General features: G+C 69.9%; 23 protein-coding genes. 12 read left to right on the forward strand and 11 right to left on the reverse strand.

Translation table 11 applies throughout. The features are described from left to right. Positions 1-151: 151 nt before the first annotated feature. Positions 152-466, reverse strand: coding sequence for a hypothetical protein (locus AB0E88_RS16060; RefSeq protein ID WP_361630281.1), 315 nt, complete (start codon positions 464-466; stop codon positions 152-154). Between the two features lie 274 nt (positions 467-740). Here AB0E88_RS16060 and rpsF point away from each other — a divergent pair, with 274 nt between their 5' ends. The 4 genes from rpsF (at position 741) to rplI (ending at position 2,470) form a co-directional block, all read left to right on the forward strand. Then, positions 741-1,031: a 30S ribosomal protein S6 gene (rpsF, locus tag AB0E88_RS16065; RefSeq protein WP_014673750.1), complete on the forward strand. Its 291-nt coding sequence runs from the start codon at positions 741-743 to the stop codon at positions 1,029-1,031. Positions 1,032-1,108: 77 nt separating this feature from the next. After that, a complete protein-coding gene (locus AB0E88_RS16070; protein WP_361630284.1) occupies positions 1,109-1,687 on the forward strand; it encodes a single-stranded DNA-binding protein in 579 nt (192 codons plus the stop codon). Between the two features lie 81 nt (positions 1,688-1,768). Then, positions 1,769-2,005 (forward strand): 30S ribosomal protein S18, encoded by a 237-nt coding sequence (rpsR, locus tag AB0E88_RS16075; RefSeq protein ID WP_003949403.1) that lies wholly within the window; start codon positions 1,769-1,771, stop codon positions 2,003-2,005. Positions 2,006-2,023: 18 nt separating this feature from the next. Next, positions 2,024-2,470, forward strand: coding sequence for a 50S ribosomal protein L9 (gene rplI, locus AB0E88_RS16080; protein ID WP_361630287.1), 447 nt, complete (start codon positions 2,024-2,026; stop codon positions 2,468-2,470). Between the two features lie 168 nt (positions 2,471-2,638). Here the strand turns inward: rplI and AB0E88_RS16085 are convergent, their stop codons facing one another. Beyond that, complete coding sequence (locus tag AB0E88_RS16085) at positions 2,639-3,976, reverse strand: MATE family efflux transporter (protein WP_361630290.1); 1,338 nt, start codon at positions 3,974-3,976, stop codon at positions 2,639-2,641. A 461-nt stretch (positions 3,977-4,437) separates the two neighbouring features. On the opposite strand from AB0E88_RS16085, the gene dnaB reads away from it, so the two are divergent. Beyond that, a complete protein-coding gene (gene dnaB / locus AB0E88_RS16090) occupies positions 4,438-5,916 on the forward strand; it encodes a replicative DNA helicase (RefSeq protein WP_361630293.1) in 1,479 nt (492 codons plus the stop codon). 30 nt (positions 5,917-5,946) lie between these two features. On the opposite strand, the gene AB0E88_RS16095 is transcribed toward dnaB, so the two are convergent. After that, positions 5,947-6,513: a dihydrofolate reductase family protein gene (locus tag AB0E88_RS16095; protein ID WP_361630296.1), complete on the reverse strand. Its 567-nt coding sequence runs from the start codon at positions 6,511-6,513 to the stop codon at positions 5,947-5,949. Positions 6,514-6,708: 195 nt separating this feature from the next. Between AB0E88_RS16095 and AB0E88_RS16100 the strand changes: the two genes are divergently transcribed. After that, on the forward strand, positions 6,709-8,094 hold the full coding sequence (locus AB0E88_RS16100; RefSeq protein ID WP_361630299.1) for a serine hydrolase domain-containing protein: 1,386 nt from the start codon (positions 6,709-6,711) through the stop codon (positions 8,092-8,094). 71 nt (positions 8,095-8,165) lie between these two features. Here AB0E88_RS16100 and AB0E88_RS16105 read toward each other — a convergent pair whose 3' ends face one another. Beyond that, positions 8,166-8,618, reverse strand: coding sequence for a GNAT family N-acetyltransferase (locus AB0E88_RS16105; protein ID WP_361630302.1), 453 nt, complete (start codon positions 8,616-8,618; stop codon positions 8,166-8,168). A gap of 22 nt (positions 8,619-8,640) precedes the next feature. Further along, complete coding sequence (locus AB0E88_RS16110) at positions 8,641-9,105, reverse strand: MarR family transcriptional regulator (protein WP_361630305.1); 465 nt, start codon at positions 9,103-9,105, stop codon at positions 8,641-8,643. A gap of 143 nt (positions 9,106-9,248) precedes the next feature. Between AB0E88_RS16110 and AB0E88_RS16115 the strand changes: the two genes are divergently transcribed. Then, entirely contained in the window at positions 9,249-10,457 is a 1,209-nt protein-coding gene (locus tag AB0E88_RS16115) for an MFS transporter (protein ID WP_361630308.1), read from the forward strand. Between the two features lie 146 nt (positions 10,458-10,603). Further along, on the forward strand, positions 10,604-11,026 hold the full coding sequence (locus AB0E88_RS16120; RefSeq protein ID WP_361630311.1) for a heme-binding protein: 423 nt from the start codon (positions 10,604-10,606) through the stop codon (positions 11,024-11,026). Positions 11,027-11,096: 70 nt separating this feature from the next. Here AB0E88_RS16120 and AB0E88_RS16125 read toward each other — a convergent pair whose 3' ends face one another. The 6 genes from AB0E88_RS16125 to AB0E88_RS16150 all read right to left on the reverse strand — a co-directional run bounded on the left by AB0E88_RS16125 (position 11,097) and on the right by AB0E88_RS16150 (position 15,910). Then, a complete protein-coding gene (locus tag AB0E88_RS16125; protein WP_361630314.1) occupies positions 11,097-11,963 on the reverse strand; it encodes a GNAT family N-acetyltransferase in 867 nt (288 codons plus the stop codon). A 140-nt stretch (positions 11,964-12,103) separates the two neighbouring features. Beyond that, the gene (locus tag AB0E88_RS16130; protein ID WP_361630317.1) at positions 12,104-12,586 is read right to left on the reverse strand and encodes an NUDIX hydrolase; all 483 of its coding nucleotides are present in this window, start codon (positions 12,584-12,586) and stop codon (positions 12,104-12,106) included. A 110-nt stretch (positions 12,587-12,696) separates the two neighbouring features. Next, complete coding sequence (locus AB0E88_RS16135; protein ID WP_361630320.1) at positions 12,697-13,602, reverse strand: LysR family transcriptional regulator; 906 nt, start codon at positions 13,600-13,602, stop codon at positions 12,697-12,699. Between the two features lie 230 nt (positions 13,603-13,832). After that, complete coding sequence (locus tag AB0E88_RS16140) at positions 13,833-15,038, reverse strand: cystathionine gamma-lyase (RefSeq protein WP_361630323.1); 1,206 nt, start codon at positions 15,036-15,038, stop codon at positions 13,833-13,835. Continuing rightward, on the reverse strand, positions 15,035-15,526 hold the full coding sequence (locus AB0E88_RS16145; protein WP_361630326.1) for a low molecular weight protein-tyrosine-phosphatase: 492 nt from the start codon (positions 15,524-15,526) through the stop codon (positions 15,035-15,037). Before AB0E88_RS16145 ends, AB0E88_RS16140 begins: the two co-directional genes overlap by 4 nt. A 6-nt stretch (positions 15,527-15,532) precedes the next feature. After that, a complete protein-coding gene (locus AB0E88_RS16150; RefSeq protein WP_361630329.1) occupies positions 15,533-15,910 on the reverse strand; it encodes a phage holin family protein in 378 nt (125 codons plus the stop codon). Between the two features lie 57 nt (positions 15,911-15,967). On the opposite strand from AB0E88_RS16150, the gene AB0E88_RS16155 reads away from it, so the two are divergent. The 4 genes from AB0E88_RS16155 to AB0E88_RS16170 all read left to right on the forward strand — a co-directional run bounded on the left by AB0E88_RS16155 (position 15,968) and on the right by AB0E88_RS16170 (position 18,262). Beyond that, positions 15,968-16,285, forward strand: a complete 318-nt coding sequence (locus tag AB0E88_RS16155) for a cupin domain-containing protein (RefSeq protein ID WP_361630332.1) — start codon at positions 15,968-15,970, stop codon at positions 16,283-16,285. 150 nt (positions 16,286-16,435) lie between these two features. Further along, positions 16,436-16,648: a DUF5326 family protein gene (locus tag AB0E88_RS16160; protein ID WP_361630335.1), complete on the forward strand. Its 213-nt coding sequence runs from the start codon at positions 16,436-16,438 to the stop codon at positions 16,646-16,648. Positions 16,649-16,989: 341 nt separating this feature from the next. Then, positions 16,990-17,715, forward strand: coding sequence for an IclR family transcriptional regulator C-terminal domain-containing protein (locus AB0E88_RS16165; protein ID WP_361630338.1), 726 nt, complete (start codon positions 16,990-16,992; stop codon positions 17,713-17,715). 100 nt (positions 17,716-17,815) lie between these two features. Next, positions 17,816-18,262 carry an SsgA family sporulation/cell division regulator gene (locus tag AB0E88_RS16170; protein WP_361630341.1) on the forward strand — a complete coding sequence of 149 codons (447 nt, stop codon included), beginning with the start codon at positions 17,816-17,818 and terminating at the stop codon, positions 18,260-18,262. The last annotated feature ends 12 nt before the right edge of the window (positions 18,263-18,274 follow it).

The following is an 18,274-nucleotide window of genomic DNA, read 5'->3' on the forward strand; positions in this document are numbered from 1 at the left end:
CTGGTGTGTCCCCATGGGTCAGGGGCTCCGGCTCTGGTGCCGAAGCCTACTGCGCCCGCGGAGCGCCCCTGCTGGGCGCACGGGACATCTCGCCCGGCCGCGCGGCGGCCGGGTGAGTTGCGTGCTGCTGGAGAGGGAGGTGCGGGCTGGGTCAGAAGACGCCGCCGAAGAGGCCGCCGTGCGCCATCCCGAGCAGGAAACCGACACCGGATGCGCCCAGGCCCACGATGATGCCGAAGCGCTCACGCGTGGTCACCGAGATCCACTGGCCGTAGGCACCGGTGAGGATGCCCACCAGTCCGGCCCAGGAGCTGAGCAGGTGCAGATCGTCGGCGACCAGGCCGGTGATGAAGGCCAGGAGTCCGAGGACCAGCGTCACGACGAGCAGCGTGTCCTGGAGGGGATGGGACTTTCCGTCCGTGGCCAGGAGGCCGGAGGGGGTCTTGGGTCGCAATACCTGTGCCATAGGGCACCTCCTGCGGAAGACGGCGCATCGTAGCGCCATACACACCCGATGTGTACAGATTGACGGGCTCCCCGGCCGGATTTCAACCGGAAGCCGGTGTGCGGGTAGTCTGTACCGTCTGCACCGGTGTCTGCCCAGGCCCAGTCGAAACAGTCCAGGCGATTCCGCCGGCCGACCTCGATTGTCAGTGGCGGCCGATACCGTTGCGTACGCATCACAACCCTCCTGCCACGGAACGACCGTGGCCGTTGAGTCCAAAGGAGGTGGGTTCCACATGCGTCACTACGAGGTGATGGTCATCCTCGACCCCGATCTCGAGGAGCGCGCTGTCTCCCCGCTGATCGAGAACTTCCTCTCTGTCGTCCGTGATGGCGGCGGAAAGGTCGAGAAGGTCGACACCTGGGGCCGTCGTCGTCTCGCGTACGAGATCAAGAAGAAGCCCGAGGGCATCTACTCGGTCATCGACCTGCAGGCTGAGCCCGCGGTCGTCAAGGAGCTCGACCGGCAGATGAACCTGAACGAGTCGGTCCTCCGGACCAAGGTCCTCCGTCCCGAGACCCACTGAGCCTCCCGCTCAGCTGATCTCGGGATTCCGAGCAGCACCACAAGCAGCCAGCAGCAAACCCGCCGAGAGGTTCCCCCATGGCAGGCGAGACCGTCATCACGGTCATCGGCAATCTTGTCGACGACCCCGAGCTGCGCTTCACCCCTTCCGGTGCGGCGGTCGCGAAGTTCCGTGTCGCGTCCACCCCCCGCACCTTCGACCGTCAGACCAACGAGTGGAAGGACGGCGAGAGCCTCTTCCTGACCTGCTCGGTCTGGCGCCAGGCGGCGGAGAACGTCGCCGAGTCGCTCCAGCGAGGCATGCGCGTCATCGTGCAGGGCCGGCTGAAGCAGCGGTCGTACGAAGACCGTGAGGGTGTCAAGCGCACGGTCTTCGAGCTGGACGTCGACGAGGTCGGCCCCAGCCTGCGCAACGCCACGGCCAAGGTCACCAAGACCGCCGGCCGCGGTGGCCAGGGCGGTTACAGCGGCGGTGGCGGCCAGCAGGGCGGCGCCGGCTGGGGCGGCGGCCCCGGCGGTGGCGGCCAGCAGGGCGGCGGCGCTCCTGCCGACGACCCCTGGGCGACCGGCGCTCCCGCCGGTGGCAACCAGGGTGGCGGCGGCTGGGGCGGCGGCTCCGGCGGCGGTGGCGGCTACTCGGACGAGCCCCCCTTCTAGGCCTTCGGTCCGGTCCTTCGGGGCCGGTCCCGGTCGAGGGCGGGTCGTACCCAAACTTCTTGATCACACAGGAGAATCACCATGGCGAAGCCGCCTGTGCGCAAGCCGAAGAAGAAGGTCTGCGCTTTCTGCAAGGACAAGGTCACGTACGTGGACTACAAGGACACGAACATGCTGCGGAAGTTCATTTCCGACCGCGGCAAGATCCGTGCCCGCCGCGTGACCGGCAACTGCACGCAGCACCAGCGTGACGTCGCCACGGCCGTCAAGAACAGCCGTGAGATGGCGCTGCTGCCCTACACGTCCACCGCGCGCTAAGGGAAGGGTGACCGAATCATGAAGATCATCCTGACCCACGAGGTCTCCGGCCTCGGTGCCGCGGGCGATGTCGTCGACGTCAAGGACGGTTACGCTCGCAACTACCTGATCCCGCGGAACTTCGCGATCCGCTGGACCAAGGGTGGCGAGAAGGACGTCGAGCAGATCCGTCGTGCTCGCAAGATCCACGAGATCCAGACCATCGAGCAGGCCAACCAGATCAAGGCCCAGCTCGAGGGTGTGAAGGTCCGTCTGGCCGTCCGCTCCGGCGACGCCGGTCGTCTCTTCGGCTCCGTCACCCCGGCCGACATCGCTTCCGCGATCAAGGCTTCCGGTGGCCCCGAGGTCGACAAGCGCCGCATCGAGCTCGGTTCGCCGATCAAGACCCTGGGCGCCCACGAGACGTCCGTGCGTCTGCACCCCGAGGTTGCCGCCAAGGTCAACATCGAGGTCGTCGCGGGCTGATCACCGCGTGATCGCTGCGCTCGCTCGAGCCAGTGAAAGGGGCCGCACCGTGAGGTGCGGCCCCTTTCGCATGCCGGGAGTTGGTCCTGAGGCGGGGACGCGCAGGGGTGTTTCACGTGAAACGACCCCGGGGGTCGTGGCGCTGTTTCACGTGAAACGGTCGGCGCGTCAGCGCGTCGCGCCCGTCACCAGCCAGCGGCCCGAGCGGGCGCGCAGCCAGAGGGTCAGGAGCCGTACGGTCATCATCAGCGTCATCGCCACCCACAATGCGGTCAGTCCGCCGCCCAGCGTCGGGACGAGCAGTGCGGCCGGGGCGAAGACCGCCAGCGTGAGCAGCATCGCCCAGGCCAGATACGGTCCGTCGCCGGCTCCCATGAGTACGCCGTCCAGGACGAACACGACGCCGGAGACCGGCTGGGAGAGGGCCACGATCAGCAGTGCGGGCAGCGCGGTGTCGGTCACCGAGGAGTCGCTGGTGAACAGCGGCAGGAAGAGCGGACGGGTGAGCACCACCAGGACGCCGAGGGCGATGCCGACCGCGATGCCCCACTCCACCATGCGCCGGCAGGCGGCTCGGGCGCCGTCGCTGTCGCCCGCACCCAGGTAGCGGCCGATGATCGCTTGCCCCGCGATGGCGATGGCGTCGAGGGCGAAGGCGAGCAGGCTCCACAGCGACAGGATGATCTGGTGGGCGGCGATGTCGGCGTCACCGAGACGTGCGGCGACGGCGGTGGCGATCATCAGGATGGCGCGCAGGGACAGCGTGCGTACCAGGAGGGGGACGCCTGCCTGGGCGGAGGCGCGGATGCCCGCGGCGTCGGGCCGCAGGGAGGCGCCGTGCCGACGGGCACCGCGGATCACCACCGTGAGATAGACGGCGGCCATGGCGCACTGCGCGATGACCGTTCCCCATGCCGAGCCTGCGATACCGAGACCGGCGCCGTAGACGAGGGCCGCGTTCAGGGCGCCGTTGGCGACGAAGCCGCCGATGGCGACGTAGAGCGGTGTCTTCGTGTCCTGCAGCCCACGCAGGACACCGGTCGCGGCGAGCACGACGAGCATGGCGGGTATGCCGAGCGAGGAGATCCGGAGGTAGGTGGTGGCGTACGGTGCCGCGGTGGACGAGGCGCCGAAGAGGTCGACGATCGCCGGAGCCAGCGGAAGGACCAGGGCGATGACGGCCGCGCCGAGCAGCACCGCCAGCCAGATGCCGTCCATGCCCTGGCGGATGGCGGCCGGGAGATCGCCGGCGCCGACGCGACGGGCCACAGCGGCCGTGGTCGCGTAGGCGAGGAAGACGAACACGCTCACGGCGGTGGTGAGCAGGGCGGAGGCGACGCCGAGTCCGGCGAGCTGGGCGGTGCCGAGGTGGCCCACGATGGCGCTGTCGGCCATGAGGAAAAGAGGCTCGGCGACGAGGGCGCCGAAGGCCGGAACGGCCAAGGCGACGATCTCGCGGTCGTGGCGGCGGCGGGTGACCCTCGAGGTCGCGGGAGCCTGTGTCATGAGCACCAATCTAGTCGTCCACAGGTAAGAGATGCAATGGACTAGAGACCCTTACTGGCCGGTTCGGTGAGTGACTTCTCGCGCAGTGTTCGAAGTGATCTTGAGCCGACCGGGGAAGTTTTTCTTCTGCACAGCCCGTGGATGTCGAAACCGCAGGTCAGAGGCGTTGCTTTGACGGAGGAGCGAGCTTGTTCACAGCGCTGTCCACCGGCTCGTGCACAGGTTTCGCCGAGTTCTCCACAGCATCCGGGCCGTCGTCCACATGGCCTGTGGATAACCAGATTGGCTGACGCCCCCGTGGGGCCTACCGTGGTCCGGCGCCCGCTCCGTCCGCCCGTGTGCAGAACCGCCACAAAACCGACGCGTTGCAAGTGGAGTTGGGTCTCTCGGTTTGTCAGTGCCGTCCCTTAGAACAGAGGGGCACGGCGAGGTCCGCTCGGCGGACGGGAGGAGGTGGCTCGGTGAGCATTTCCGAGCCCTTGGACGATCCGTGGGCCGACAGCGGTCCGAGTGATCGCCTCCCCGCTTCCCGCCGACGCGGTGACGGGGTCCGGACGCGTGAGGAGCAGCACGACCGCGGGCGGGACAGCGGCGGCTGGGAAGGCGCCGGTTCGGCCTTCGAGCGGGTACCGCCCCAGGACCTGGAGGCCGAGCAGTCGGTCCTCGGCGGCATGCTGCTGTCGAAGGACGCGATCGCCGACGTCGTCGAGATCCTCAAGGGCCACGACTTCTACAAGCCGGCGCACGAGACGATCTTCCAGGCGATCCTCGACGTCTACGCCCGGGGCGAGCCGGCCGACCCCATCACCATCGCCGCCGAACTCACCAAGCGGGGTGAGATCAACAAGGTCGGGGGCGCGTCGTATCTGCACACCCTCGTCCAGACGGTCCCGACGGCGGCCAACGCCGAGTACTACGCGGAGATCGTGCACGAGCGAGCGGTCCTGCGCCGTCTCGTCGAGGCCGGCACGCGGATCACCCAGATGGGATACGCGGCCGACGACGACGTCGACGAGATCGTCAACCGCGCCCAGGCGGAGATCTACGCCGTCACCGAGCAGCGCACCAGCGAGGACTACCTGCCGCTCGGCGACATCATGGAGGGCGCCCTCGACGAGATCGAGGCGATCGGCTCACGCAGCGGCGAGATGACCGGTGTGCCCACGGGCTTCACCGACTTCGACTCGCTCACCAACGGTCTGCACCCCGGCCAGATGATCGTCATCGCGGCCCGTCCCGCCATGGGTAAGTCCACCCTCGCGCTGGACTTCGCGCGCGCCGCGGCGATCAAGCACAACCTGCCGAGCGTGATCTTCTCCCTCGAGATGGGGCGCAACGAGATCGCGATGCGCCTGCTGTCCGCCGAGGCGCGGGTCGCCCTGCACCACATGCGCTCCGGCACGATGACCGACGAGGACTGGACGCGCCTGGCCCGCCGGATGCCCGACGTGTCCGCGGCTCCGCTCTACATCGACGACTCCCCGAACCTGTCGATGATGGAGATCCGCGCCAAGTGCCGCCGTCTGAAGCAGCGCAACGACCTCCGCCTGGTCGTCATCGACTACCTCCAGCTGATGCAGTCCGGCGGCTCCAAGCGCGCCGAGAGCCGTCAGCAGGAGGTCTCGGACATGTCCCGTAACCTCAAGCTGCTCGCCAAGGAGCTGGAGGTCCCCGTGATCGCGCTCTCCCAGCTCAACCGTGGCCCCGAGCAGCGCACGGACAAGAAGCCGATGGTCTCGGACCTGCGTGAGTCCGGCTCGATCGAGCAGGACGCCGACATGGTCATCCTGCTGCACCGCGAGGACGCCTACGAGAAGGAGTCACCGCGCGCGGGCGAGGCCGACCTGATCGTGGCCAAGCACCGTAACGGCCCGACGGCCACGATCACGGTCGCCTTCCAGGGCCACTACTCGCGCTTCGTGGACATGGCGCAGACCTGAGGCGCCCGCCCGCACGCAGCGGGAAGCTGCTCAGTGCCGCGTCTCGTACCTGGTCACGACCACGCCCCCGGGAAACGTCCGTGTCTCCACCAGGTTCAGGTTCACCCAGCTGTCCAGTGCGGTGAAGAACGGTGTGCCGCCGCCCACCAGGACCGGGTGGGTGGCGATCGCATACTCGTCGATCAGCCCGGCGCGCATGGCCGCCCCGGCGAGCGTCGCGCCGCCGATGGTCATGGGGCCGCCGTCCCCGGCCTTGAGCCGGGTGATCTCGGCGATCGCGTCGCCGGTGACCAGGCGGGTGTTCCAGTCGACCTTGTCGATCGTCGAGGAGAACACCACCTTCGGAGTGTCCCGCCAGTTCCGTGCGAACTCGATCTCCGCCGGGGTGGCCTGGGGCTGCTGGTCGCCGGTCGGCCAGTAGGAGCTCATCGTCTCCCACAGCTTGCGCCCGTACAGCGTCAGGTCACTCGCCTGCTCCTGGTCGAGCCACCACTGGAACAACTCGTCACTCGGCGGTCCGCTCCAGCCGATGTCGTCACCGGGCGCGGCGATGTAGCCGTCCAGGGACAGGTTCATGCCGTAGATCAGTTTGCGCATGGCCCAGCCTTCCGTGCGGGGGTGTCCGACGTGGAGACCAGCGTGGCCCGGGAAACTCATCGGTGCGCGATCCGGGCTCGCCGGTGGCCCTCGGGGCTCAGCGCGGCGCACTCGGCCGGCACGGGCCCCGCCGGGCGGTGCCGCGCCCGGCGAAATGGACTCGACGTGGGTTGCCGCGACGGGTGGACTGGGCGCATGACGACATCTCAGGAAGAGTTGCTGCCCGCCACCCGGCGCGCGTTGCTGCACCGGATCGCCGTGGCCCAGACGGACGGCAGGGCCCCGTCGCTCGTCGCGGCCGTCGTCCGCGGCGGACGCACCGTCTGGCACGGTGCGCGCACCTCGGTCGACGGTCATGGGCCCGACGAGAACGTGCAGTACAGGGTCGGGTCGATCACCAAGACCTTCACGGCCGTGCTGGTCCTGCGGCTGCGGGACGAGGGGCTGCTCGACCTCGGTGACGCATTGGAGAAGCACCTGCCCGGAACCGGCGTCGGCGAGGTGACGATCCGTGATCTGCTGGCGCACACCGGCGGGCTGGCGGCCGAGTCGCCGGCACCGTGGTGGGAGCGCACCCCGGGCACACTGCGGCCCGAAATCGCCGACGTTCTGGGAGAGGAACCCTTCCGGCACCCGGTCGGACAGCGGTTCCACTACTCCAATCCCGGTTACACGCTGCTCGGGGCCCTGGTCGAGGAGGTGCGGGGCGAGCCGTGGGAGGACGTGCTGCGGCGCGAAGTGCTCGAACCCCTGGGCCTTCGCCGCACGGATGTGCGTCCCAGTGCGCCGCACGCCGGAGGCTGGGCCGTGCATCCATGGGCGGACGTGATGATGCCCGAACCCGCGGAGGACCTGGGGAGGATGGCCCCTGCGGGACAGCTGTGGTCCACCACGGGCGACCTGGCGCGCTTCGCCGCCTTCCTGGCCAAGGGAGACGACCGGGTGCTCTGCGCGCAGTCCCTGCACGAGATGCGCACACCCACGGCCCCCTCCGAGGCGGCGAACGTGGCCGACGGCTACGCCTACGGGCTCGGCCTGGAGATCCGGCGCCACGGCGGGCGGCTGCTGACCGGGCACTCCGGGTCGCTTCCGGGGTTCCTGGCCGGCCTCCAGTTCAGCGTGGAGGACGACGTGGCCGCCGTCGTGCTCGCCAACTGCACCTCCGGTCCGCCCGTGGCCACCGTGGCCGCGGATCTCGTGGGGATCGTTGCCGAGGCCGAGCCGCGTATCCCCGAGCCCTGGCGTCCGCTGCGGGAGGCCGATGCGGTGGCGCTGGACCTGGCCGGGCCCTGGTACTGGGGTACGCAAGGGTGCGCCGTGCGGCTGACGGCCGACGGACTGGCGTCGCTGGAGCCCCTCACGGGCAACGGCCGGCGCTCCCGCTTCCGGCCGAACGGTGACGGCACATGGACGGGGTTGGAGGGCTACTACGCCGGCGAGGTCCTGCGGGCCGTACGGCGGCCCGACGGCTCCATCGACCACCTCGACCTCGGGTCGTTCACCTTCACCCGGCAGCCGTATGACGCCGGCGCGGAGGTACCAGGGGGAGTGGATCCGCAAGGGTGGCGGGGCATCGGCTGACGCGTTGTCGTTCCGGTCGCGGGGGCTGTTTCACGTGAAACACGCGTGGGACGGCCCCCGGGTCGCGTCGGTCACAGCGGCAGCTTGAAACCGAGGTGTGAGCCCTCGAACCCGAGCCGCTCGTAGAACCGGTGGGCGTCGGTGCGGCTCTTGTCGGAGGTCAGCTGCACCAACTGGCAGCCCAGGCGCCGGGATTCGTCCACCGCCCACTCGATGAGCCGGGTGCCCAGTCCGCTGCCGCGCTCGTCCGCGTGGATCCGCACCGCTTCGATGATCGACCGGGTGGCCCCTCGCCGGGACAGACCAGGAATCAGCGTCAGCTGAAGGGTGCCGACGATGCGACCCTCGCGTACGGCGACGACCAGGTGCTGGTTCGGGTCCGCGGCGATGCGCTCGAACGCGGTCAGGTAGGGCGCGAGGTCGTCGGGGGACTCGCGCTGGGCACCCAAGGGGTCGTCCGCGAGCATGGCCACGATGGCCGGGACGTCGTCGGGGACGGCGGCCCGTATCTCAAGATCTCCCATGCCCGCACCCTATGCCCGCTCCCTAGGCGGGCACGGGTGCCTTCAGCGTTTCCACGACGTGGACCAGCGGGGCGAGGTCCGGGTTTTTCGCCGCCTCGTCGAGGGCCTCGCGCAGTGCGGCGTCGTTGGTGGGCCGGGCCTCCTCCAGAAGCTTCAGTCCGGCGTCGGTGACGTTGGTGTAGATGCCGCGACGGTCGGTGGGGCACAGATAACGCTCCAGCAGACCGCGGTCCTCGAGCCGGGTGACCAGGCGGGTGGTGGCGCTCTGGCTGAGGACGACCGCGTCGGCGACCTGCTTCATCTGCAGATGTCCGCCGTCGCCGTCGTGCTGCCGGCTGAGCACGTCGAGCAGCGAGTACTCGCGCACGCTCAGCTCGTGGCGAGCCTGCAGAGCGCGCTCGATGTGCGTCTCGATCCTCCCGTGCAGCAGGGAGAGTGCGCACCAGCCCTGAGCGAGAGCGGTGAGCGCGGGGTCCGTCGCTGTCATCGGTGTCTTCCTCCGTCCCGGAGCGGCTGCTACCAGGATAGGGCAGCAGCGCAATAGTGCGCGCTTGCAAGTAACCCGCGTCTGCAACTATTGTGGACGCACGCAAAGCGCACCTGCAATCGTCTGGGAAGGTGTACCCCTCCATGCCTCTCGCGCTTCTGGCCCTCGCGATCGGGGCCTTCGGAATCGGAACGACCGAGTTCGTGATCATGGGCTTGCTGCCCGAGGTCGCGGGCGACTTCGGGGTCTCCATCCCGACGGCCGGCTTCCTCGTCACCGGCTACGCGCTCGGTGTCATGTTCGGCGCCCCGCTGATGACGGTCCTCGGCACCAAGGTCCCCCGCAAGCGGATGCTGATGCTGCTGATGGCCCTGTTCATCGCCGGCAACCTGCTGTCCGCCCTCGCTCCCGCCTTCGGGATCATGCTCATCGGCCGCGTGGTCGCCTCACTCGCCCACGGCGCCTTCTTCGGCATCGGCTCGGTGGTCGCCGCCGAACTGGTCGCCCCCGACAAGAAGGCCGGCGCCATCGCGATGATGTTCACCGGCCTGACCGTCGCCAACGTCGTCGGTGTGCCGCTCGGCACCCTGGTCGGCCAGCACATCGGCTGGCGCGTCACCTTCGGCATCGTCGCGGCCCTCGGCGTCGTCGGCCTGCTCGGCATCGCCAAGCTCGTCCCCGACATGCCCAAGCCGCAGGGCGTGCACCTGCGCCACGAGCTGGCCGCCTTCAAGAACGTCCAGGTGCTGCTCGCGATGGCGATGACCGTTCTCGGCTTCGGCGGCGTCTTCGCGGCCATCACCTACATCGCGCCGATGATGACGCACGTCGCCGGGTTCGCGGACGGCTCCGTCACCTGGCTGCTGGTGCTGTTCGGCCTCGGCATGGTCGGCGGCAACCTCGTCGGCGGCAAGTTCGCAGACCGTGCCCTGATGCCCATGCTGTACGTCTCCCTGGGCGCCCTGGCCGTCGTCCTGGCGGTCTTCACGCTCACCGCGCACAACAAGATCCTTGCGGCCGTCACCATCGCCCTGATCGGCGCGCTGGGCTTCGCCACCGTCCCGCCGCTGCAGAAGCGCGTCCTCGACCAGGCCCATGGCGCCCCCACGCTGGCCTCGGCCGTGAACATCGGCGCCTTCAACCTCGGCAACGCCCTGTCGGCCTGGCTCGGCGGTCTCGTGATCTCGGCCGGGTTCGGCTACACCGCCCCCAACTGGGTGGGGGCCGTCCTTGCCGCAGGCGCTCTCGTCCTCGCCGTGCTCTCCGCCGCACTGGAGCGCCGGGCCGGAGCGTCCAGCACCGTGGTCGCCGGCTCAGCGGCCGCCGAGCAGCGCGCCGTCGTCCACCACTGATCCCCGCGGAACCATCGGCGCCGGGCCAGGGCCGTCCCGGCGCCGGCAGGACCTGCCCTGGGGCAAGGCCCTCGGGCATCACCGGAGCGGCACCCCCGTGCACCGCTCTCCCGCACCACCGCACATCCCCTCACCAAGGAGACCCCGTGAGCACCACCACCGCCCTGACCCCCCTGACCACGCAGGACGCCGAGATCCTCGTCGCCGCCGCCCGCCGGGCCGCCGAGGCGGCCGGTGCCACCGTGAGCATCAGCGTGCTGGACGCCGGCGGGCACCTCCTCGCCTTCCGAAGGGACGACAGGGCCGTCCTGATCTCGGGGGAGACCAGCACCCGCAAGGCCTACACCGCGCTCCAGCTCGACGCCCCGACCGCGGACCTGGTCGACGCCGTCCAGCCCGGCGGCCTCTTCCACACTCTGCCCACCGCGCTCGACCGGCCGCTGCTGTTCATCGCGGGTGGCCTGCCCGTCCGTCGCGGCGGACGCCTGATCGGCGCGATCGGCGTCGGCGGCGGCGCGCCCGAGCAGGACCATGCCTTCGCCACCGCGGCCGTCGAGGCGCTCGCCTGAACGGCAACATCCTCACAGCACAGCGCCGGTCCCCAAGGGGACCGGCGCTGTCGTGCGCTTACGGCCTGGCTCAGCCCGCTGCCACCGTCACCGGCGCGAACCGCCGGCTCCAGTCACCCGGCAGGTCGGTGATGCCGTGAGACATGACGGAGTTGAAGGCGACGGACTCCATGCCGCGCTCCTTGACCCAGGACAGCAGCTCCTCGTGCCGGACGTCGATGTCCGTGCGCAGCGGACGGTCGGTGCCCGCTGCGAGGGAGATCATCAGCGCCTTCGCCGTCGCGGTGTCCCGTGCGATGAGCGGGCCCACGACATGGGTGTCCATGTTGGGCCACGCGGCGGCGTAGCCGGTGATCCGGCCCCCGTCCTCCGCGACGCGCAGCTGGTCGGCGAAGGCGGGCAGTCGCGTCACGATGGGCGTGCGGTCGACGCCGAACACCTCCTCGTCGAGACGGAGGATGGCCGGGAGGTCCTCGGCCGTAGCCGCCCGCGTGGCCACGGGGTCCACCGCGACGTCCGGAGTCAGGCGACCGACCACCATCTCCGCCCGGCCCGTGGTCTTGAAGCCCAGCTCCTCGTAGAGCGGGCGGCCGTTCGGCGTGGCGTGCAGGGTGAGCGGCGTGGTGCCCCTCTCCGCGAGGACGTGGCGCATCATCCGGCGCCCGACGCCCTGGCGGGCGTGGCGGTCGGCGACCAGCACCATCCCGACGGCAGCGAGAGCGGGCCGCTCCCGTGGTCCGTACTCGGTGACGACGCAGGCGCTGACGAGGCCGCCGTCGGGGTCATCGATGCCGTAGGCCGTCCCCGCGGTGAGGAGGAATCCCCACTTGTGTTCCTCCCGGGGCCAGCCACGGTTCTCGGACAGGTCCGCGCAAGCGCTGAGATCGCGAAGCGTCAGACGGCGGATGGGCAGAGCGGCGAGGGAAACAGTCGGCACGCAGGTCAGGCTGTCCGACGGCAGGCCCCTGCGTCCACCTGTTTCACGGCACACGTACGTGCTTTTGGCCATGTCGTGGTCCGGCGGACAGCTCTGGGACAGACGGGCGACGTTTCACGTGAAACAGGCGCCGAACCCCGTCAGCCCAGGTCCGGCGCGTGCATGGCGCGGACGCCCTCGATGTTCCCGTCCAGGTAGTGCCGCAACGACAGCGGAACGAGGTGCACAGAGGCGATACCGACGCGGGTGAACGGTACGCGGACGATCTCGTACTCACCGGCCGGTTCGTCCACCTCGGGACCGTGCCGCTGGGAGAGGTCCATGGATTCCAGGCGGCAGACGAAGAAGTGCTGCACCTTTACGCCGGTCGCACCGCCGTCCTCGCCGATGTGCTCCACGGTGTCCACGAAACAGGGCACCACGTCAGTGATCTTGGCGCCGAGCTCCTCATCCACCTCGCGGTGCAGAGCATCGACCACGGTCGGATCCTCGGGCTCCACCCCGCCGCCGGGTGTCAGCCAGTAGGGGTCCATGCCAGGCTTGGTGCGCTTGATCAGGATGAGGTCGTCACCGTCCAGCAGGACGGCGCGGGCGGTGCGCTTGACCACGGGTCGGACGGTCATGGGAGAAATGTGGCCCGGCGCGTTCCGCATGAAACATCCCCGCTGGTTTCACGTGAAACATCGCGAAACGTCATCAAGTGAACTCGCTCCGTGATGCGGCGGGGACACGCTCAGGACCAGTCGGCCGCTGCCCGCAGGAGCCGTTCATGAGCCCGCGCGATGTGCGGCATGGCCAGCGTTCCCGTGCGTACCACCAGGAAGTACGTCCGCAGCGGAGGCACCGGCGGATGATGCAACGCCACGATCTCCCCGCGCTCCAGGGCGCCCGCGCACAGATAGCGGGGCAGGACGGCGAGCCCCGCCCCCGCCGCCGTACAGGTGAGGACCGCGCGCAGGTCGGGGACGATGACCGCGCCGGAGGGCACGGGACGGGAGTCGAAGACGGAGGCCCAGTAACGGGAGACGAACGGGAGCGACTCATGGACCTCCACGACAGGGAGGCTTTCCAGGGCTCGGGCGCCCACGCGTCGCAGTTCGTCGCGGCGGACCTGTTCGGCCCGGTGCGGGGCGGCCACCAGGACGTGCTCCTCGTCGCACAGCGCGGTCGCGGTCAGCAGGGCGCCACGGGGCCGGGTGGTGCTGATGGCCAGGTCGTGATGGCCGGCCGCCAGGCCTTCCAGCGTCTCCTCTGCGGTACCGAAGGACGCGCGCAAGGTCAGTCCCTGCCCGTCGCCACGGGCCGGTTCCGTCAACGCCGGCAGGGCCCGCTCCGCGATGAACTCCGGAGGCCCGGCCAGATGCAGGCTGCGTAACGACGTCTCCTCGTCGACCCCTGTCTCGGCGATCTCCACCAGGGCGTCCAGATGCGGCGCCGCCTTGTGGGCCAGCTCGTCGCCGATGCTCGTCGGGGTCACCCCACGCGCTTGGCGCAGGAACAAGGGGCGGCCGAGCTGCCGCTCCAGGGTGCGGATCTGCGAGGTCACGGCGGGCTGGGACAGGCCGAGCAGAGCAGCCGCCCGGGTGAAGGACCCGGCGCGGTGCACGGTCACGAAGGTGCGCAGCAAGGCCAGATCCATGGCGTGCCCTTCCCCTCTCGCCGTCCGTTCAGGGTCCCCGGCCACGCACCCCACTATAAATATGTCGATAGGTCTCTGTCGTTACCGTGATTGGACACTGACAGGGAGTCAACTAGCCTGGTTCGCGCGGTTCTTGGACTGCGGAACCGCGGACGGTCCGAGCCACGAGGGGGGAGGCTCGGACCGTCCGTCGCCCTGAGCCGGACACCTTTCCGGCGTCCGTGCGCAGGTCAGCCGGCGGACTCCTCGAGCGCGTGCAGCAGATCGGCCACCAGGTCCTCGGGGTCCTCCGCACCGACCGACAGCCGGACGAAGCCCTCCGGCACCGCGTCACCGCCCCACCGGCCGCGCCGCTCGGCAGTGGAGCGCACACCGCCGAAGCTGGTGGCGTCGTCCACCAGCCGCAGCGCGTCCAGGAAACGGTCGGCACGCGCACGCGTGGGCAGCGTGAAGGAGACCACGCACCCGAAGCGCCGCATCTGCTGGGCAGCGACCTTGTGCGACGGATCGTCGGGCAGCCCCGGATATCGCAGCCCGGTGACGTCGGGGTGCTCCCGCAGCGCCTCGGCCACCCTCAGCGCCGTGGTGTTCTGCCGGTCGGCGCGCAGCTGCAGCGTGGCCAGGGACCGATGCGCCAGCCAGGCCTCCATCGGCCCGGGGATCGCACCGACGATCTTGCGCCAGCGCCGCACCGCAGTCATCGCCTCACCGGCGCGACCGGTGACGTAGCCGAGCAGGACGTCGCCGTGCCCGGTGAGCTGCTTGGTCCCGCTGGCCACGGCGAAATCGGCGCCCAGCTCCAGCGGGCGCTGCCCGAGGGGCGTGGCGAGCGTGTTGTCGACGGCGACGAGAGCGCCACGCGCGTGTGCCGCCTCGGCCAGCCGCCGGATGTCGCACACGTCGAGGCCGGGGTTGGACGGCGACTCGATCCACAGCAGCCGCGCGCCGTCGAGCACGTCCAGCTGCGCGTCACCCCCGGTCGGCGCGGTGCGCACCTCGACGCCGAACGCCTCCAGCTGCGCGCGGACCAGGGGCAGCGCCTGGTAGCCGTCGCTGGGCAGCACGACCGCGTCCCCGGAGCGCAGCTGGGAGAACAGCACGGCGGAGATCGCGGCCATCCCGGAGGCGAACGCCAGCGTCTCCACGCCGTCCTCGCCCGGCGCCTCCAGCTCGCCGATGGCCCGCTCCAGCAGCGTCCACGTGGGGTTCTCGTCACGGCCGTAGGTGTACGGCCCCGTGGGGTCGCCCGGCAGGTGGAAGTGGGCCGCGAAAACCGGGCCCGGCAGCGTCGGTTCGTGCTTGACCGGTTCGGGCAGTCCCGCCCGCACCGCGCGCGTGCCGTCGCCCCGGCTCTCCCGCACCGCGCGCGTGCCGTCGCCCCGGCTGTCGCGCACCGCGCGCGTGCCGTCGTCCCGACCCTCGCCCGCGTCGCTCATGCCGCCCGTCCCTCCATCTGCTCGCGTACCGCGGCGAGCAGTCCGTCGCTCGCCGCCTCCACCATCTCAAGGCACTCCTCGAAGCCCTCCATGCCCCCGTAGTAGGGATCGGGCACGTCCAGGTCGTCCCCGGCCGCGGGGTCGTAGGAGCGCAACAGCCGCACCTTCGCCGCGTCCTGGCCGGTGGGCGCGAGGCGGCGCAGTGCCTTCAGATGCCCGGCGTCCAGCGCGATCACGAGATCGAGCCGGGCGAACCAGGACGGCTGGAACTGCCGCGCCGTGTGCTCGCTGCCGTACCCCGACTCCCGGAGGACGGCGACCGTGCGCGGGTCCGCGCCGTCGCCCTCGTGCCAGCCGCCCGTGCCGGCGCTGTCGACCTCGACCAGATCCGCGAGACCGGCCTCCTCGACGCGGGCGCGGAAGACCGACTCGGCCATCGGGGAGCGGCAGATGTTGCCGGTGCAGACGAAGCAGACGCGGTAGGTCATGGCGCCTCAGTCCTCGTCGGGAAGGACGACGTGCAGGGCCCAGGACACGACCGAGATGATCAGGCCGCCGATGACGGCCGTCCAGAAGCCCTCGACATGGAAGCTCAGGTCGAGCTTGCCGCACACCCACGAGGTCAGCAGCAGCATGAGCGCGTTGACGACCAGGGTGAACAACCCGAGCGTGAGGATGAACAGGGGGAAGGTCAGCACCTTCACGAGCGGCTTGACCAGGAAGTTGACCAGGCCGAAGACCAGGGCGACGATGATCAGCGTGCCGGCCTTCTTGCCGGTGCTCGATCCGGTCAGGGTGATCTTGTCAAGCAGCCACACGGCGACCAGCAGGGCGCCGGCGTTGGCGATCGTCTTGACTACGAAATTCTTCATGTGTCTGATCGTGGCAGACGGACACGGCCAGGAGCAGAGGCGAGGGCGAACAAGGCGATGAAGGCATTCCGGCTGGACGAACTGGAGGCGGAACGCGCCGCCAACGAAGGCGCCTACCTGCAGTTTCTGCGTGAGCGGAACATGTCCGTCGGCCTGTACGCGCTCAACGCGGGAGAGCACGACCCGCAGAAGCCGCACAACCAGGACGAGGTGTACTTCGTCGTCAGCGGCCGCGCCGCGATCACCGTCGGTCTGGAGACGACGGAGGTGGCGCGCGGCAGCGTCGTGTACGTGCCCGCCGGGGTCGCCCACAAGTTCCACCACATCAGCGAGGACCTGCGCGTTCTCGTGGTGTTCTCCCCGCCGGAGGGCTGAGACCGGCCTCGGGGTTCCCTAGGGGACGGGTCAGGGGAGGACCGGGGATGCGAGGCGCCCGCGGGCGCCCTCGCCGGCCCTAGCATCGAGTGCAGGACATCCGGAAGGGTCCGGCACCGTCAACGGGCCGGTGAGGAAAGGGCGAAGGCGATGCGAGAGATTGTCGCGGGACTGCCGTGGTGGGTGAAGTGGGTCGCGGTGCCGGTCATCGCGCTCGTCGTGTTCGGCAGCGTGCTGGCCACGGTCGTGGGTTTTGTGATCGGACTGCTCTTCAAGCTGCTGGTCTTCGTGGCCCTGGTCGGCGGCCTGATCTACATCGTGCGGAAGTTCACCGCCGGGTCGTCCTCGCGCAGCGACTGGTAGGGGACGGCCGGTGATCGCCGAGGTGATCACCAAGGGGAATCGCCGGTTCCCTCGGGGGAGGGAAGTTTTCCGGACAGCCATTCTGTCCACGGCGGCGGACGGTTAGAGTCCGGAATCCGACGCGGGGCCGATCCCCCGCGCAGGGCGGACACCCCCGCACCCGTGTTCCGGCACGGGCTCCCCTCGCGCTTCGGGAGTGACCCTTGGCCACGGTTGACACCACACCCGCAGAGCCGCACGCACCCCCCACGCGGACCTGCTCGCCCGCACCCCCGCTGCAGCGGCCGGCCCCCACGGCACCCACCGAACAGCCCCCTGCGGCGACGACTCTCATCAGCTCCGTGCAGCGCGCGATGCGTCTGCTGGAAGCCGTCGCCGAACACCCCTACGGCGCCCCCGCCAAACAGCTGGCCCGGGAGACCGGTCTGGCCCTGCCCACCGCCTACCACCTGCTGCGCACCCTGGTGCACGAGGGCTATCTCCGCCGCGAGAAGGGCCTGTTCTTCCTTGGTGCGTCGGCCGAACGGCTGGGCAGCGGCGGAGCGGAGCAGAAACGTCGCAGCACGATCGTGGACACCCTCGCGCAATGGCGCGATTCCATCGGTGTGCCCGTGTATTACGCGATGTACCGCGAGGGCGAGATCGAGGTCATGTGCGTCTCGGACACGCCCGGCAACCCGGCGGTCGAGGAGTGGGCCGACTTCCGAGAGACGGGACACGCACACGCCATTGGACAGTGCCTGCTCTCCCAGCTGGACGACGGCGCCCGCCGCGACCACCTGGCCCGCTACCCGGCGCAGCCCATCACGCCTTACACGGTGTGTGACAACCACGCGCTGCTGCGACGGCTGGAGCAGATGCGGCGCATGGAGCCGGTGATCGAGCGGCAGGAGTACGCCCTGGGGACGGTGTGCGCCGCGGTGCCGATCACGGTGGGCACCACGGCCGCCACGATGGCGATCTCGCTGCCCGTGCACCAGGCCGACCGGCTGCTGCCCGCGGCGCGGAAACTCCAGGACGAGATCGGGCGCCTGCTGGGCTCGCTGGCCCTGTCTATCAGTATCTGAAAACTCACTCCTTGTGATCTCGTGTGCACGTTCAGCAAGATACCTCCAGTGTCAAGGGGTTCATTCCCGGCCAGTCGACGGCAAGTGACGGGGTAGGCGAATGCGCGAGTCCGTGCAGGCAGTGCAGGCAGAGGTCATGATGAGCTTTCTCGTCTCCGAGGAGCTCTCGTTCCGCATCCCGGTGGAACTGCGGTACGAGACCTGTGATCCCTATGCCGTACGGCTGACTTTCCACCTTCCCGGGGACGCGCCGGTGACCTGGGCGTTCGGGCGTGAGCTGCTGCTCGACGGGGTGGGGCGGCCGTGCGGAGAGGGCGATGTCCGGATCGCACCGGTCGAGGAGGACACGTTGGGCGAGGTGCTGATCCGGCTCCAGGTCGGCGGCGACCAGGCGCTGTTCCGTTCGTCGGCCCCGCCGATCGTGGCGTTCCTGGACCGCACCGACAAGCTGGTGCCACTCGGCCAGGAGGGTGCGCTCGCCGACTTCGACGCCCATCTGGAGGAGGCGCTCGACCGTATCCTCGCCGAGGAGCAGAGCGCGGGCTGACACGTCGCGTCA

The organism is Streptomyces sp. NPDC028635 (assembly GCF_040637635.1).
Taxonomy (GTDB): Bacteria; Actinomycetota; Actinomycetes; order Streptomycetales; family Streptomycetaceae; genus Streptomyces.

Excerpts from the sequence above, each read along its gene's own strand:
- AB0E88_RS16070 (WP_361630284.1), top strand. The coding sequence starts at position 1,109 with ATGGCAGGCGAGACCGTCATCACGGTCATCGGCAATCTTGTCGACGAC.
- AB0E88_RS16085 (WP_361630290.1), bottom strand. The coding sequence starts at position 3,976 with ATGACACAGGCTCCCGCGACCTCGAGGGTCACCCGCCGCCGCCACGAC.
- AB0E88_RS16095 (WP_361630296.1), bottom strand. The coding sequence starts at position 6,513 with ATGCGCAAACTGATCTACGGCATGAACCTGTCCCTGGACGGCTACATC.
- rpsR (WP_003949403.1), top strand. The coding sequence starts at position 1,769 with ATGGCGAAGCCGCCTGTGCGCAAGCCGAAGAAGAAGGTCTGCGCTTTC.
- AB0E88_RS16130 (WP_361630317.1), bottom strand. The coding sequence starts at position 12,586 with ATGACCGTCCGACCCGTGGTCAAGCGCACCGCCCGCGCCGTCCTGCTG.
- AB0E88_RS16155 (WP_361630332.1), top strand. The coding sequence starts at position 15,968 with ATGAAGGCATTCCGGCTGGACGAACTGGAGGCGGAACGCGCCGCCAAC.
- AB0E88_RS16110 (WP_361630305.1), bottom strand. The coding sequence starts at position 9,105 with ATGACAGCGACGGACCCCGCGCTCACCGCTCTCGCTCAGGGCTGGTGC.
- AB0E88_RS16105 (WP_361630302.1), bottom strand. The coding sequence starts at position 8,618 with ATGGGAGATCTTGAGATACGGGCCGCCGTCCCCGACGACGTCCCGGCC.
- AB0E88_RS16145 (WP_361630326.1), bottom strand. The coding sequence starts at position 15,526 with ATGACCTACCGCGTCTGCTTCGTCTGCACCGGCAACATCTGCCGCTCC.
- AB0E88_RS16115 (WP_361630308.1), top strand. The coding sequence starts at position 9,249 with ATGCCTCTCGCGCTTCTGGCCCTCGCGATCGGGGCCTTCGGAATCGGA.
- AB0E88_RS16100 (WP_361630299.1), top strand. The coding sequence starts at position 6,709 with ATGACGACATCTCAGGAAGAGTTGCTGCCCGCCACCCGGCGCGCGTTG.
- rpsF (WP_014673750.1), top strand. The coding sequence starts at position 741 with ATGCGTCACTACGAGGTGATGGTCATCCTCGACCCCGATCTCGAGGAG.
- rplI (WP_361630287.1), top strand. The coding sequence starts at position 2,024 with ATGAAGATCATCCTGACCCACGAGGTCTCCGGCCTCGGTGCCGCGGGC.
- AB0E88_RS16060 (WP_361630281.1), bottom strand. The coding sequence starts at position 466 with ATGGCACAGGTATTGCGACCCAAGACCCCCTCCGGCCTCCTGGCCACG.
- AB0E88_RS16135 (WP_361630320.1), bottom strand. The coding sequence starts at position 13,602 with ATGGATCTGGCCTTGCTGCGCACCTTCGTGACCGTGCACCGCGCCGGG.
- AB0E88_RS16160 (WP_361630335.1), top strand. The coding sequence starts at position 16,436 with ATGCGAGAGATTGTCGCGGGACTGCCGTGGTGGGTGAAGTGGGTCGCG.
- AB0E88_RS16140 (WP_361630323.1), bottom strand. The coding sequence starts at position 15,038 with ATGAGCGACGCGGGCGAGGGTCGGGACGACGGCACGCGCGCGGTGCGC.
- AB0E88_RS16150 (WP_361630329.1), bottom strand. The coding sequence starts at position 15,910 with ATGAAGAATTTCGTAGTCAAGACGATCGCCAACGCCGGCGCCCTGCTG.
- AB0E88_RS16170 (WP_361630341.1), top strand. The coding sequence starts at position 17,816 with ATGCGCGAGTCCGTGCAGGCAGTGCAGGCAGAGGTCATGATGAGCTTT.